Consider the following 12,506-nt stretch of genomic DNA (forward strand, 5'->3'; position numbering starts at 1 on the left):
ATTACTATAGTAAAAGCACGCACAGCAGCGTGCTTTTAACCCTGCAAGACAAGCATGGTGCCAATGTAAATTTGTGTCTGCTGCTTATTTATTTAAAAGAGCACAAATTACCCATTGATACATCACAAATTGACGCATTGCATGGAGAAGTGTCTCTATTTAATCAATCATTTACATCGTCACTTCGCCAAACAAGAAGCCTGTTCAAGATGTCTTTGCAAGAGTTACCTAATTACTCAGCGCTAAGAACACACCTGCTAAACGCAGAATTAGAGCTCGAAAAACACGAACAGCAGATATTAATAAACTCTTATAACAAGGCAAAACAGCAAACAACCGACGCTTCGCTCGCGTTGCAATACTACCTCTCTAATACTTTACACCTGTCAAAAACTGACCTAGATCAAACATTAATTCAACTTACCTAATGCGATGAAGTACGTGGGAAAAACCTTGATCTAAGTCATGATCATTTAGCTCTGCTTAATCTATTCTCTTTCGTGTTGACGTTAGAGGAGAAACACAATGAACAATCTATTTAGAGACTTTTTTCAGGACCCTGTGCTGTTTTTATCATTCGGCATTTTAGGTGTAGTTATTGTTCTTTGCCTTTTCTACGTAGGCTTTTTTATAAACAAGATCAAAAACTCAGAGCCTAGCGAGTTATAACCAATTTAGTAAGAATTTGATAATGTCAGCCATCTGTCTGGCATTTGAAAACCCCTGTTAGAATTAAGCACGACGCACTAAAGCATCAAACTAGGCAACTAGTTTGGTGCTTTATTTTTTTCTGCTACACTGAGCCAATCTTTTTCCTTTGTACACTGTTATGGATCGTAACTTTAAGCCCGCTTGGTGGATGACCAATCGGCATGCACAAACAATCTTACCGCGATTTTTTCGTCCAACACTTGCTATTGATTACCATATAGAAGAAATAGCAACGCCCGATGATGATTTTCTTCAACTCATTTGGAGCAGAGAACACATCGAAGCTGACGAAAAGCCCTTAGCGATTGTGCTGCATGGTTTAGAGGGAAACATTGATAGCTTTTATGCAAAAGGCATGATGAAAGCCCTGTCGCTCGCAGGGTTTGACGTAGTATTGCTACATTTCAGAAACTGCGGCTACAAAGCTAATCTGCAAGCCCGTGCATATCACAGTGGTGAGACCACAGATTTACACTTTTTAATTAACGCGCTAAAACAGCGATTTCCAAACAAACCATTAATGGCTGTAGGTTTTTCGCTTGGCGGAAACGTTTTAACTAAATACCTTGGCGAATATGAACAAAACAGCCAGCTAGATGCCGCAGCGGTAGTCTCTGCACCTTTTGCGTTGGCGTCATCGTGTAAAGTAATTCAAAAAAGCTGCTTTAAGTTATATCAAAAATACCTGCTCGACAGATTAAAAAAATCCACAGCGCGAAAACTGGAGCACCTAAAAGACTCTATTAACCTCACAGCGAAGCAACTGGAAAATATTTACGATTTATGGGAGTTCGACAATAAAGTCACGGCACCTCTTCATGGTTTTATTGACGCTGCTGACTACTATTTAAAATCAAGTGGAAAACAATATTTAAAACGCATAACAACACCCACCCTAGTGATCCACGCTAAGGATGACCCAATGCTGTCAGAAGAGGCTATTCCACAAACAGCAGATGTCAGTAGCGCCGTTAAATTGATGGTGTCTAAGCAAGGTGGGCATGTAGGCTTTATTAGCGGTAAAAACCCTTTCCGTCCTATATTTTGGCTTGAACAACAAGTACCGTTTTTTTTCCAACAACAATTAAGCAAATTAAGATGATTGTGCCAATTGACCAAATAGATCCAGATACCCTTACCAACCTAATTAAAGAGTTTGTGCTAAGAGAAGGCACCGATTATGGTGAAGAAGAAGCCGCTTTAGAGCAAAAAATAGAGCAAGTAAAAGCGCAATTAAAAAGTGGCACTGCGGTATTAGTGTTTTCAGAACTACATGAAACAATCAATATTATGCCTGCCAGTGACTTTCAGTCACATGTCGACTACGAGTAGAAAAAGCATTCGCTTTTCTACTCCCATCTAAATCCAATTAAACCATGCTATTCGACTAGTTTTTAATCTTTCTATCGCGATTCTATTGCTTTCAAAGTTAAAGCAAGCACAATAAAGAAAACAACGACACAGAATCGACTATGAAATATCTAATAAAAACAAGCCTTATCGCCTCCGCCTTAGCCATTACCTTTACAAGCAACGCGGCTGAATTTAAAGTTTCAGAAAAAGCAATTAAACTAGCGCAAGAAAACTTACTTATCGATACCCATATCGATGTGCCATACCGTATTTATCACAAATGGGATGATGTCTCAAAAGCCACGGAAGGTGGTGATTTTGACTACCCAAGGGGCGTTAAAGGGGGTTTAAATGTACCTTTTATGTCGATTTATATTCCGGCCAATTTAGAATTTGAAGGTAAAGGCAAAAGTTACCAGCTTGCCAATCAACTAATTGATGGTATGGAAGCGCTGGCACAACGTGCGCCAGATAAATTCGCAATCGCCACAAGCACCAGCGACGTTGAAGCACAATTTAAACAAGGCTTAATGTCACTTGCCATGGGCATGGAAAACGGCTCACCAATGGAAGGAGAAATGGCCAACCTTAAACATTTCTTTGACCGTGGTGTGCGTTATATCACCCTTGCCCATTCGCAAAGCAACCATATTTCAGATTCTTCATATGATATTCGTCGCAAGTGGAAAGGCTTAAGCCCATTTGGTAAAGAGTTGGTCAAAGAAATGAATAACATTGGTATGCTGATTGATGTATCACATATTTCAGATGATGCCTTTTACCAAGTAATGAAACTGTCAAAAGTACCAGTGATTGCATCTCATTCGTCATTACGCAAATACACGCCAGGTTTTGAACGTAATATGGATGACAAAATGCTGTTAGCGCTGAAAGAAAATGGCGGCGTTATTCAAATTAACTTTGGTTCAAGCTTTGTTACGTCTGCAGCAGGTGCTTGGGGCGATAAAATGAAAGCTGCACGTAAACAGGCAAAAGAAGAGTTTGGCGAAAACGCACCACAAGTTAAAGATTTCCGAAAAGCCTATGTTGCGAAAAATCCATACCCATTTGCAAGTTTAGAGCAGGTGCTAAATCATATCGATCATGTTGTAAAACTAATTGGTATTGATTACGTTGGTATTGGCTCTGACTATGACGGTGTTGGCGATTCACTGCCAATCGGTTTAAAAGACGTTGCTAGCTACCCTAATTTAGTTCAGGGATTACTTGATAGAGGCTATTCCGATAGTGATATCATCAAACTATTAGGTGGTAATACGATGCGCGTTTGGCGACAAGCTGAAGCGTATGCTAAAAAGCATTAAGCTTACTCATGTTTGGGCAACGTGAGTTGCCCAGATTGCACAACAAGGATGAGTAAATTGGAAAATAGTTTAGAAAGCATTTCATTCTCACTGCAACAAGCTATTTTTGATCTGCTTTTACAATCACCTACTTGCAAACTCAACCACATCTTTAGCCACTTGAAAGAGATTCAACTACTTATCTCGCTCGATAAAGATCCTGAGCAAAATTTATTTAAACAAAACTTCTTAGTGATGAATGCGCTCTTTAATCTGCAAACTGACGCCAATGCTCTTGGGTATGCCGTAGTAATCGATTCGATTAACATTCAACTGATGCGCTACCAAGAAAACCAACTCTCGGACAATAACGCTACGCTCGCAAACTACTATTTAGACTTGTCAAACATTGTGATTTCTAATGAAGAGATAAAGAGTTTATTAGATAGTTTTTGGCACTACTACACTGCTCATAACCATTTTGAGTTACATGATGTAAATGGCGCTTTCGAAGTACTTGGCTTACCTAATAATGCCACTTTAAAACAGGTAAAACACGCCTGGTATAAAATTGCCCTCGCCTCACACCCGGATAAAACTGCAAGCCACAACTCTGATAATTACTTAGCGGCAAATAGCGCTTATCAAACACTGATTAAGCATTTTTCTATGACGAAATAACGATGCTAACCTTTTCTCAAATCGCTCCCGAACGAGTACCTTTATCGCTTTTGTTAGAAGCTGATCCTGAAGAACAAAAGATAAGAACATATTTATCGAATAGTTTCTGCTTTGCCGCCACTCAGGATATTAATCTAGTGGGTGCCTGTGTATTTAAAAAACAAAGCTCACTGTGTATTGAATTAATGAATATTGCTGTAGTTCCTTCACATCAGGCGCTAGGAATTGGTTCAAAGCTGCTGGCGTTTGCTATTTCAGAGCTAAAGCAAAGCGACTTTGTACGTATTGAAGTAGGCACAGGTACATTTGGCCATCAACTCGGTTTTTATCAAAAGCTAGGATTTCGCGTAGACAGCATTATTAAAAATCATTTTTTAGATAATTACTCAAAACCCATTTTTGAAAATGGTATACAGCATAAAGATATGCTCAGACTCGTATTATGTCTGCAAGATAAAAATAACTAGCTAGAAAAATAAATAAAGATTATTGCTCAACGAGCATAAAAAGTGAAAGCAGTAATTTAAAAACGCTTTTACGTAATAATGAACTTATGACGAGGATAATTCAGTTCTTAATTAAAAGGAAAAACAAGAAATGGTTGCGGGAGCCGGATTTGATACGCGTTAGGCACTAACGACGACCGTAGGGCGAAATATACTGGATTAATAAGTTTGAATTATATGGAAAAAAAATAAATGGTTGCGGGAGCCGGATTTGAACCGACGACCTTCGGGTTATGAGCCCGACGAGCTACCAGGCTGCTCCATCCCGCGTCAGAATGGTTCACGAACGTGAACAAGCCTTAGAAGTTTTGATTCATTCTAAAAGAATTGGCTACCAAAGAGTTGGTTGCGGGAGCCGGATTTGAACCGACGACCTTCGGGTTATGAGCCCGACGAGCTACCAGGCTGCTCCATCCCGCGCCTGTATTCTTAAGCTTTGCTGCTTAAGTGAGGCGCTATAATAAAGATTTATTAAAGTTATGCAAGTGTTTTCTGATAAAACACGTTTAACTGCTTAAATTACAATCAACGTTTGTGCGGTTTGATCATTTCATGCCATGGATAGCTTTGATCGCCCGTAATAATAAAGTCAGGGTTTTCAGTAGTTTCACGTTGATTATAGGTAATCGGATTGAATTCAGCATCAAAAAGCTTACCACCGGCCATTTCTACAATAATTTGTGAAGCACCAGTATCCCACTCGCCAGTTGGACCGATTCGCATAAAGGCATCAGCACGCCCTTCCGCAATTGCGCAAGCTTTTAATGAACACGACCCCAATGGTAAGGTGTCAAACTCATAATCAATATATTGGCTTACCGTTGCAATGTTCTGCCTACGGCTTACAGCCAACTTTAACTGTGACTGTCGCTGTACCTGTATTTTTGTGTCTTCACCGTTTTCTCGTTTAAAAGCACCCAAATCAGCCATAGCCCAATAAGTAATACCTTCAGTTGGCCAGAAAATCACACCAAATACCGGTTTGTTATTTTCAACAAGGGCAATATTAACAGCAAAATCACCGCTCTTAAGTACAAACTCCCCAGTGCCGTCGAGCGGATCTAATAGCCAGTACCTATCCCAGTCAGCGCGATCAGCCAATGAAGGAATTGGAGTTTCCTCTGACATAATTGGAATATCAGGGGCTAGCGCTTTTAGGCCAGCCAACAACACCTCATTTGCAGCAAGATCGGCTTTTGTCACAGGGGTATTGTCAGACTTTTCACAAAGCTGAATATCTTCATGATGATAAACATCTAAAATAGCGTCACCTGCTTGTTGCGCTATTTGAATACAAGGCTCAATAAATTCTTTCATTCGCTACTACTGTAAATCTAAATTAAGACAAATACTGTTTGGCTAATAGTAAAGCTGCAACACTGCGTGCTTCGGTGAAATCAGTTTGTTGCAATAATGTTTGCCATTCACTTAAAGGCCACTTTACGACTTCTAACGGTTCAGGCTCATCACCCTCTAATTTTTCAGGGTAAAGTTCCTGTGCTAATAGAATATGCATTTTGGCATTAAAATAACTGGGAGCTAACGACACTAACTTTAGTTCAGCAAGTTGTTTAGCGCCAAAACCTGCTTCTTCTTTTAGTTCACGATTACCAGCTTGCACTGGGGTTTCGCCAGGATCAATTAGACCTTTTGGGAAACCTAACTGATAATCATGCGTGCCAGCACAATACTCACGAACCAAAATCAAATTACCCTCACCATCAACGGGTACCACAAGCACTGCACCACGACCACCACTTTTAATTCGCTCATATTGCCTTTTCGTGCCATTTGAAAAGGTCAATTCGAGTGACTCTACCGTAAATAATTTACTATGAGAAACCTCGGTTACTTGAGTTATTTCGGGTGGGGTTAATCCTTTTCTCTCGGCCATCTTCAAACTCTGTTAAACTACAGTTTAGATTCATAATAAAACGTTTAAACTAAAAAACCTATGTTAAATTGGCATGAAATTGACACCATCTTATTTGATATGGATGGCACTTTATTGGACCTTCATTTCGATAATTACTACTGGCTTGAATTGATCCCACAAAAACTTGCCGAAAAGCATGGTGTAACAAAAGAACAAGCATTTGCAGAACTCTCAAAAAAATATCAACAAGTGGAAGGGCAAATAGAATGGTACTGCCTAGATTACTGGCAGCAACAACTAGATTTGCCAATTGTTGAATTAAAACAAGAAATCAAACACCTAATTACAGTGCGTGAAGATGTACCTGAATTTTTACAAGCATTAAAGAAAGCAGGTAAAAAGTTAATCTTACTCACCAATGCTCACCCTGACAGCCTTTCATTAAAAATTGAGCAAACAGCATTTGATGTTCATTTAGATGCAATCGTTTCAACTCATGAGTTTGGTGTAAGCAAAGAATCACAAAGCCTGTGGCAGCAGGTAGAACAAAAGCTTGGCTTTGATAAAGAGAGAACGCTATTTGTCGATGATAGCCTTGCAGTGTTAGAGGCTGCAAAGTTGTATGGTATCAAACACTTGTTGGCAGTTGCTAATCCAGACTCTACCAAAGCAGCACGCGAAATCTCAAACTATTTATCAATAGTGGATTACCGCACATTACTTCCTATAAACTAAAAAAGCCGCATACGCGGCTTTAAATTATAATAAGTGATTAAGCAGGGTAGCGCTCTTTTAAGCCTTGATACACTAACTCAGCAAAGTTAGCTTGGTTAATATCCAGCGATTTAACCACCTCAACTAAGTGTTCGTTATCTTCTTGTCCATGCCATACTTTAATGTAGCTACCCTCTTTGTAGCCGTGATCTTGGCGGAAGAAATTCAGGGTATTTTTACCTACATAACCACGGTATAAATCATCAATATTCATACCGATTTGCGCCATACAACCAGCAAATGCTGCAGCATCAAAGGTTTTATTTGCAACTGCACTTGCTGCTAATAGTTCTAGTGTTTGCTTGAAGTCTTCAGCTTGAGTTGGCTTTTCAAGCTCTGCTGTCAGTTGTTCAGCAATCTCTAGGTAGCTCGTTATACCATCGATGCGAAGCGATAAACCAAAGTGAAAAATATCGACTAGCTCAAGAATAACCTGCTCTGTATCTGGCGTTTGCTTTTTCCACCACTTCCAACCGTAATGGTCAAGCATTTCAGCACATTCAACCCAAATAGCACGGTACCATTCAAAACCTTGATTAAACCATTCAGCATGCACTTTGGTATTCATTGCATTTTGCATTTCCAACATAGTGCAGATTTTATTCACATTAGCAGACATTATTTTTCTCTAAAATTAAATTGGCTGTAGTGTATCAAAAAGCCCGTATTATTGTCTCAGTTCAAAATCACATTGCGACTTTTTAACATAGCGTGCATCAAAAGTTTCGCCTGTATTAAATTCAAGACGCATAGACGATAAGTCAAAACGTGCATGCGGATACTGATCAATCCAATTCATCGTTGCTTGGCAAATTTCTTCAAGCTTATAAATACGAAATGTATCAACAACTACAACAGCTTCCATTGGCTCTAAGTAGCTACGGATAATATTTTCACTCCATGCTGTTTGAGAGAAGTTCTGCTTTAAAAAGTAAGTTAGATCAGTATTATCAAAACCGTTACTAAGGCCACCGACTTTGTTACTGGCTTTTTGCGCAAATTGTATAAGTGATTGCTCACTATTAACAATTTCTTCTCGCTCACCTGCTGCGCAGCGGCGAGTTGTGAACTTTACAGTGCCATCTGAGCTATAGCATTTACGTTGGACTTTATCGGCTTGTGCAAAAAAAGGAAATACAAGAATGCATATCGCTAGTAAAATTTTCATTGTTATTCTCAACTAGAACGAATTATCAGATTTTGCCAAATTATTTAGGGACAAATCAAGTGTTAGCATGTTGTTTACATCATTTTCACAAAGATAAAACCATTAACTATTTGTTCTCAAAACGATTGTAATCAAAGATTCCATATTCAACTGTTAATGCTTGTTTAGCAGTTTTATGCAGAATATCACTGTAATGCCAAAAAGCAGGATCTGTACGTCTAATCGCAAACTCATTTTTAAGCGCGATATAGTCTTTTTCAGAAGTGACTTTATGTAATTTTCTGACAAATTCATCTACTTGATCTTTTTCCAAATAAAACAAAACAGCAGGATAATCACCAATAAAGCCATTCACTAAGCTTGCAGTGTCTTCTTTTGGTGCACGCTGGGCAACTTCATTCAATAAACTCGAAATATTTAAATGGGCATTATGATGAAGCAAGCTATAGCTTCGATGCGCTTTACCATTTTTAACTAAAATAAACGAAACTTGTGCTAGTTGTTGCACTGCTAAATTAGGTAGTTGATTAAGTTGATTTAATGCTTGGCTGATAGCATCACCTTCAAGCTTATAGCGAGGATTTAAAACAGCCGCTAAATGCTGTTTTATTTTGCTATAAAGCTCATTTTGTAAATCATTTGAGCTAAATTCAATCCCAGTAGGTTGGTTAAATTGTTCATTTGATTTTAAATGCTCGACCAAACTTTTTGGCGCTTTACGATACCATTTTGCACTTAGCTTTTTGCGCTCTTTTGGTGGTAAAAAAGCTAAAAAGTTTTGCTCACCTTCCATACGTAAAAAATCCATATACAAACGTGTGATAAGTTGATGACCAACATTCCCGTAAACATCAAACCCCGCCACCAGCAAATAGTGTATGCGTTCAAACAAACTATAATCTAATACCCACATGGTTTTTGGCGCTTGCCCAACCAACCCTTTAACAACGGTAGCACTATCAAAATGTCTGAAAATGGTCAGTGCTGCATTATCATTATGCCCTTCACCTTGCCAAAAAAGCGACATATCTAGCCCTTTTCCACCAGCAAAAGCGGTATTCATTTTGGCATTTTTATGCTCAAGGAACTTCGCTTGTAAACGCGCATACTTCACCCAACTGCTAATGGGTAAGGCATTGCTTTGCTGCTCTGCAGGCATTGCCAGATAGTCTTCAACCTGATTAAAAAATGTATCTAAGTTAGCATTGCCAATGCGTTTAGGGTCAACAAATGCGACCCAAAAATGGTCATTAATCACATTTAAAGCAACTTGCCCACGACACACAGGCCCCTTAATAAAACCCATGATGATTGTTTGTGCATGATCCAATAAAAATTGGTACTTCACTTCAGTAGGAATTTGAGCAAAGCTCTTAAATGGGTTTGAAGCTACTTCTACCAAATAACTCGGTAATTGAGCAACCTCATAGTCTGACTCAAGAAATAGCTGATGCAACCTTGCTAACTCTTTGTTATCGAGTGCCAGCGGAATATGATTTTTAGCTAAAATACTGGCTTGATTGCGCTCTAAACGGTAATAAACTCGTTTTACCTTAGGGTCATCAAACGGACGGCGTGTCGCAATAACCTCAATAGGTTCACCTGGGGGTGTTTTTGAGCGAACAAGTTTGTAGTAAGTGACGTCATTTGCTGTTGTAAAATAGATATTGGTTAAAAACCAATGCTCATAAATATAGCGCGACATCAATTGATGTTTAGCTGAGTCTTGATTTAAAAAGGCCTCCCACTTTTTTACCTGCTGGTGAGTATATTCATCAACAGCTGCTAAGTTTGCCATTTTCGCACCTTGCATTAGCCAATGCTGTAAAACGTTAAACTCACTATCACTAATAGCTGGAAAGCCATAAGGCATGCCTAAATTAGGCTGTTTCGCAACGGTTTCTCGGTAATTTTCAATGCTCGCACAATTGGACGAGCGGTCTAGCGAAAAATCATATTCATTGCCGAGCTGAGCAACCTGCGGGAGCGGATTTGACTTTTTGACCAAGAGGCTGTTGTAAAGCACGCTCGCGGCAAGATTATTTTCTGGTGACTCTGGATATTCGTTTAATACTGGCGAAAAGCCAAGATCACGCCATTGTGAGGTTGACTGTGCATCAACAAATAAGCGGTGCGGCGTTGCCGCTACTAAGCGCGTGCCATCGTACACCAATTGTTTGCTGATACCGCGGTCAATACCCGCGGGTGATGTGAGCTTTAACTGACAAGGCGCGTCATAACAACCATGACAAACAACACAGCGACTTTCTAATACGGGCTTAACTGCATCATGATAAAACCGACCTTGATCTGTTCGGCTATCGACAATTCGTTGTTTTACTTCAGGCGAACCATATTTTTGCTGCCAGTTATTAACCGCCATAACAGTACAACCTGACACCACCAAAATTAAAAATAAAACAACGAACTTTTTCATTTATTCAACGTCCTCGTCATCAAGGCCTAAATCGAATTCTGGCGCAAACTCAAGCCATGGTGATATAAACTGCTCACCATTATCAGTACAGACCATAACAGCTAATTGCGGCCCTTTTTTTAAGTGTAATTGCACCGATTCTATTTGCTCAACCGCTGATTGCCATGCAGCATTTACATCAAGCAAAGCGTAATCACTCAGAAAAACAGTATGTGTTTCATCATCATTGATCTTCTGGCACATCTCAGCCATCACCATTTCAGATAGGGCCATTGAAACAAAAAATGCTGGTTCTGCATCTTCAGAAATTGGTGCATCAGGGGCTAGAAAAAATAAAGGAATATCTACACTTTCCGTTGCTAAGTTATCGTGTTCCATTAAGACTCTCGAAATTAATAGGGTATTTATCGCTATAATAGCAAAATAGTTGAATTTTTTGACGATTTTCGCCATTGTGTTGACAATTTAGAGACACTTCTCAAGGAAGGTTTATGACCAGTGTAATTGATAACTTCTTCACAACGCTTGGTATTTTGTTACTTATACTAGCAGTTGCTGCTGTTGTCATTATTGTTATTTTTAATACTTTAGTGAAATACAGAAATTTTGTTGTAAACGCATTTGCACAAATTGATGTGCAGTTACATCGTCGCCACGACTTAATTCCTAACCTTGTAAATACCTGTAAAGCCTATCTTGACCATGAACATGCAACCCTAAAACAAGTAACAGAGGCCCGTAATGCCGCGTTAAGTTGTTTAGAGCAAGCAAAGCAAGCACCCAGTAATGGCTCTCTTATCAAACAATTAGCAAGTGCTGAAAATATGCTAACGCAAGCACTTTCAGGGCTACAGGTGACGATTGAAGATTACCCTGAATTAAAAGCCAATGAGACAGTTAAAAATTTACACGAAGAGCTTGTCTCTACAGAGAATAAAATTGCTTTTGCTCGGCAGGCTTACAATGATGAAGTGATGCTATACAACACCTACAAGCAAAGTTTTCCAAATAATCTTGTAGCAGCAAAATTTGGCCATAAAGACGACGCCAGCATGTTAGAACTAGCACAATCAGAGTATCGTCAAGCACCAAACGTACAACTCTAGCTCATGAAAAATTTCTTTCAGCAACAAGCTGAAAATAGGCGTGCCAGTGCGTTATTGGTATGCCTCTTTTGTCTTGCTGTGGCAATGATTGTTGTTATCGCTCAGTGGTTTTTTGGCCTTATTTTTGATGCCCGTATCGCAAGCAACCTTAATCTAATTTTATATCGCGGTTGGGATGTTTTCCGTGAACAAAACCCGTACCAATGGCATCTCCCTTCAGCAGTTATCACATTTTGTTTAATTGCAATTACAGGTATTTATAAATACCTACAACTTCGCGTTGGTGGTGCGCAAATTGCCAAGCAATTAGGTGCAACACGTGTACAGCCAAACACCTTTCACCCACTGGAAAAGCAACTGCTCAATGTTGTTGAGGAGATGGCAATTGCGGCTCGCACAACTGTGCCTAGAGTCTATATTCAACTGCATCAAAGCCAAGTAAATGCATTTGCAGCAGGACATACCAACCATAACGCAGTTATATCAGTAACGCGTGGCGCACTTGAAAAGCTCACCCGTGATGAACTTCAAGCCGTGGTTGCCCATGAATTCAGCCATATAGTAAATGGCGACATAAAGTTAAATAACCG

15 protein-coding genes and 2 tRNA genes are annotated in these 12,506 nt (G+C 39.4%); 9 read left to right on the plus strand and 8 right to left on the minus strand.

All coding sequences use genetic code 11. The features are described from left to right. The 6 genes from ABYD77_RS14185 to ABYD77_RS14210 all read left to right on the plus strand — a co-directional run. On the plus strand, nt 1–428 hold a 428-nt coding region (locus tag ABYD77_RS14185), incomplete at its 5' end, for a TIGR02444 family protein (RefSeq protein ID WP_372770782.1). Between the two features lie 401 nt (nt 429–829). Next, the gene (locus ABYD77_RS14190) at nt 830–1,813 is read left to right on the plus strand and encodes a hydrolase (protein WP_372770783.1); all 984 of its coding nucleotides are present in this window, start codon (nt 830–832) and stop codon (nt 1,811–1,813) included. Beyond that, a complete protein-coding gene (locus tag ABYD77_RS14195; RefSeq protein ID WP_372770784.1) occupies nt 1,810–2,043 on the plus strand; it encodes a YheU family protein in 234 nt (77 codons plus the stop codon). Before ABYD77_RS14190 ends, ABYD77_RS14195 begins: the two co-directional genes overlap by 4 nt. 140 nt (nt 2,044–2,183) lie before the next feature. Then, nucleotides 2,184–3,389 (plus strand): dipeptidase, encoded by a 1,206-nt coding sequence (locus tag ABYD77_RS14200; protein ID WP_372770785.1) that lies wholly within the window; start codon nt 2,184–2,186, stop codon nt 3,387–3,389. Between the two features lie 57 nt (nt 3,390–3,446). Beyond that, nucleotides 3,447–4,049 (plus strand): DNA-J related domain-containing protein, encoded by a 603-nt coding sequence (locus ABYD77_RS14205; protein WP_372770786.1) that lies wholly within the window; start codon nt 3,447–3,449, stop codon nt 4,047–4,049. 2 nt (nt 4,050–4,051) lie between these two features. Then, nucleotides 4,052–4,516, plus strand: coding sequence for a GNAT family N-acetyltransferase (locus ABYD77_RS14210; protein ID WP_372770787.1), 465 nt, complete (start codon nt 4,052–4,054; stop codon nt 4,514–4,516). A gap of 232 nt (nt 4,517–4,748) precedes the next feature. Here the strand turns inward: ABYD77_RS14210 and ABYD77_RS14215 are convergent. The 4 genes from ABYD77_RS14215 to nudE all read right to left on the minus strand — a co-directional run bounded on the left by ABYD77_RS14215 (nt 4,749) and on the right by nudE (nt 6,449). After that, nucleotides 4,749–4,825, minus strand: a tRNA-Met gene (locus tag ABYD77_RS14215). Nucleotides 4,826–4,898: 73 nt separating this feature from the next. Next, a tRNA-Met gene (locus ABYD77_RS14220) sits at nt 4,899–4,975 on the minus strand. A 105-nt stretch (nt 4,976–5,080) separates the two neighbouring features. Next, complete coding sequence (gene cysQ / locus ABYD77_RS14225) at nt 5,081–5,872, minus strand: 3'(2'),5'-bisphosphate nucleotidase CysQ (protein ID WP_372770788.1); 792 nt, start codon at nt 5,870–5,872, stop codon at nt 5,081–5,083. A 22-nt stretch (nt 5,873–5,894) separates the two neighbouring features. Further along, nucleotides 5,895–6,449 carry an ADP compounds hydrolase NudE gene (nudE, locus tag ABYD77_RS14230; RefSeq protein ID WP_372770789.1) on the minus strand — a complete coding sequence of 185 codons (555 nt, stop codon included), beginning with the start codon at nt 6,447–6,449 and terminating at the stop codon, nt 5,895–5,897. 60 nt (nt 6,450–6,509) lie between these two features. On the opposite strand from nudE, the gene yrfG reads away from it, so the two are divergent. After that, on the plus strand, nt 6,510–7,166 hold the full coding sequence (gene yrfG, locus ABYD77_RS14235) for a GMP/IMP nucleotidase (RefSeq protein WP_372770790.1): 657 nt from the start codon (nt 6,510–6,512) through the stop codon (nt 7,164–7,166). Nucleotides 7,167–7,203: 37 nt separating this feature from the next. Here the strand turns inward: yrfG and ABYD77_RS14240 are convergent, their stop codons facing one another. From ABYD77_RS14240 to ABYD77_RS14255, 4 genes are all read right to left on the minus strand, one after another. Further along, nucleotides 7,204–7,824, minus strand: coding sequence for a dUTP diphosphatase (locus tag ABYD77_RS14240; protein ID WP_372770791.1), 621 nt, complete (start codon nt 7,822–7,824; stop codon nt 7,204–7,206). 48 nt (nt 7,825–7,872) lie between these two features. Next, entirely contained in the window at nt 7,873–8,373 is a 501-nt protein-coding gene (locus tag ABYD77_RS14245; protein ID WP_372770792.1) for a hypothetical protein, read from the minus strand. 106 nt (nt 8,374–8,479) lie between these two features. Beyond that, nucleotides 8,480–10,810: a fatty acid cis/trans isomerase gene (locus ABYD77_RS14250; RefSeq protein WP_372770793.1), complete on the minus strand. Its 2,331-nt coding sequence runs from the start codon at nt 10,808–10,810 to the stop codon at nt 8,480–8,482. After that, the gene (locus tag ABYD77_RS14255) at nt 10,811–11,188 is read right to left on the minus strand and encodes a hypothetical protein (RefSeq protein WP_372770794.1); all 378 of its coding nucleotides are present in this window, start codon (nt 11,186–11,188) and stop codon (nt 10,811–10,813) included. Between the two features lie 113 nt (nt 11,189–11,301). Here ABYD77_RS14255 and ABYD77_RS14260 point away from each other — a divergent pair, with 113 nt between their 5' ends. Together ABYD77_RS14260 and ABYD77_RS14265 are read left to right on the plus strand one after the other, a co-directional pair. Next, nucleotides 11,302–11,916, plus strand: a complete 615-nt coding sequence (locus ABYD77_RS14260; protein WP_372770795.1) for a LemA family protein — start codon at nt 11,302–11,304, stop codon at nt 11,914–11,916. Between the two features lie 3 nt (nt 11,917–11,919). Beyond that, nucleotides 11,920–12,506 (plus strand): M48 family metalloprotease (locus ABYD77_RS14265; protein ID WP_372770796.1); only part of this gene is annotated, 587 nt, incomplete at its 3' end.

The organism is Pseudoalteromonas sp., from assembly GCF_041629635.1.
Classification (GTDB): Bacteria; Pseudomonadota; Gammaproteobacteria; order Enterobacterales; family Alteromonadaceae; genus Pseudoalteromonas.

Coding starts and splice junctions, on each gene's coding strand:
- ABYD77_RS14190 (WP_372770783.1), top strand. CDS start 830: ATGGATCGTAACTTTAAGCCCGCTTGGTGGATGACCAATCGGCATGCA.
- ABYD77_RS14195 (WP_372770784.1), top strand. CDS start 1,810: ATGATTGTGCCAATTGACCAAATAGATCCAGATACCCTTACCAACCTA.
- ABYD77_RS14200 (WP_372770785.1), top strand. CDS start 2,184: ATGAAATATCTAATAAAAACAAGCCTTATCGCCTCCGCCTTAGCCATT.
- ABYD77_RS14210 (WP_372770787.1), top strand. CDS start 4,052: ATGCTAACCTTTTCTCAAATCGCTCCCGAACGAGTACCTTTATCGCTT.
- cysQ (WP_372770788.1), bottom strand. CDS start 5,872: ATGAAAGAATTTATTGAGCCTTGTATTCAAATAGCGCAACAAGCAGGT.
- nudE (WP_372770789.1), bottom strand. CDS start 6,449: ATGGCCGAGAGAAAAGGATTAACCCCACCCGAAATAACTCAAGTAACC.
- yrfG (WP_372770790.1), top strand. CDS start 6,510: ATGTTAAATTGGCATGAAATTGACACCATCTTATTTGATATGGATGGC.
- ABYD77_RS14240 (WP_372770791.1), bottom strand. CDS start 7,824: ATGTCTGCTAATGTGAATAAAATCTGCACTATGTTGGAAATGCAAAAT.
- ABYD77_RS14245 (WP_372770792.1), bottom strand. CDS start 8,373: ATGAAAATTTTACTAGCGATATGCATTCTTGTATTTCCTTTTTTTGCA.
- ABYD77_RS14250 (WP_372770793.1), bottom strand. CDS start 10,810: ATGAAAAAGTTCGTTGTTTTATTTTTAATTTTGGTGGTGTCAGGTTGT.
- ABYD77_RS14255 (WP_372770794.1), bottom strand. CDS start 11,188: ATGGAACACGATAACTTAGCAACGGAAAGTGTAGATATTCCTTTATTT.
- ABYD77_RS14260 (WP_372770795.1), top strand. CDS start 11,302: ATGACCAGTGTAATTGATAACTTCTTCACAACGCTTGGTATTTTGTTA.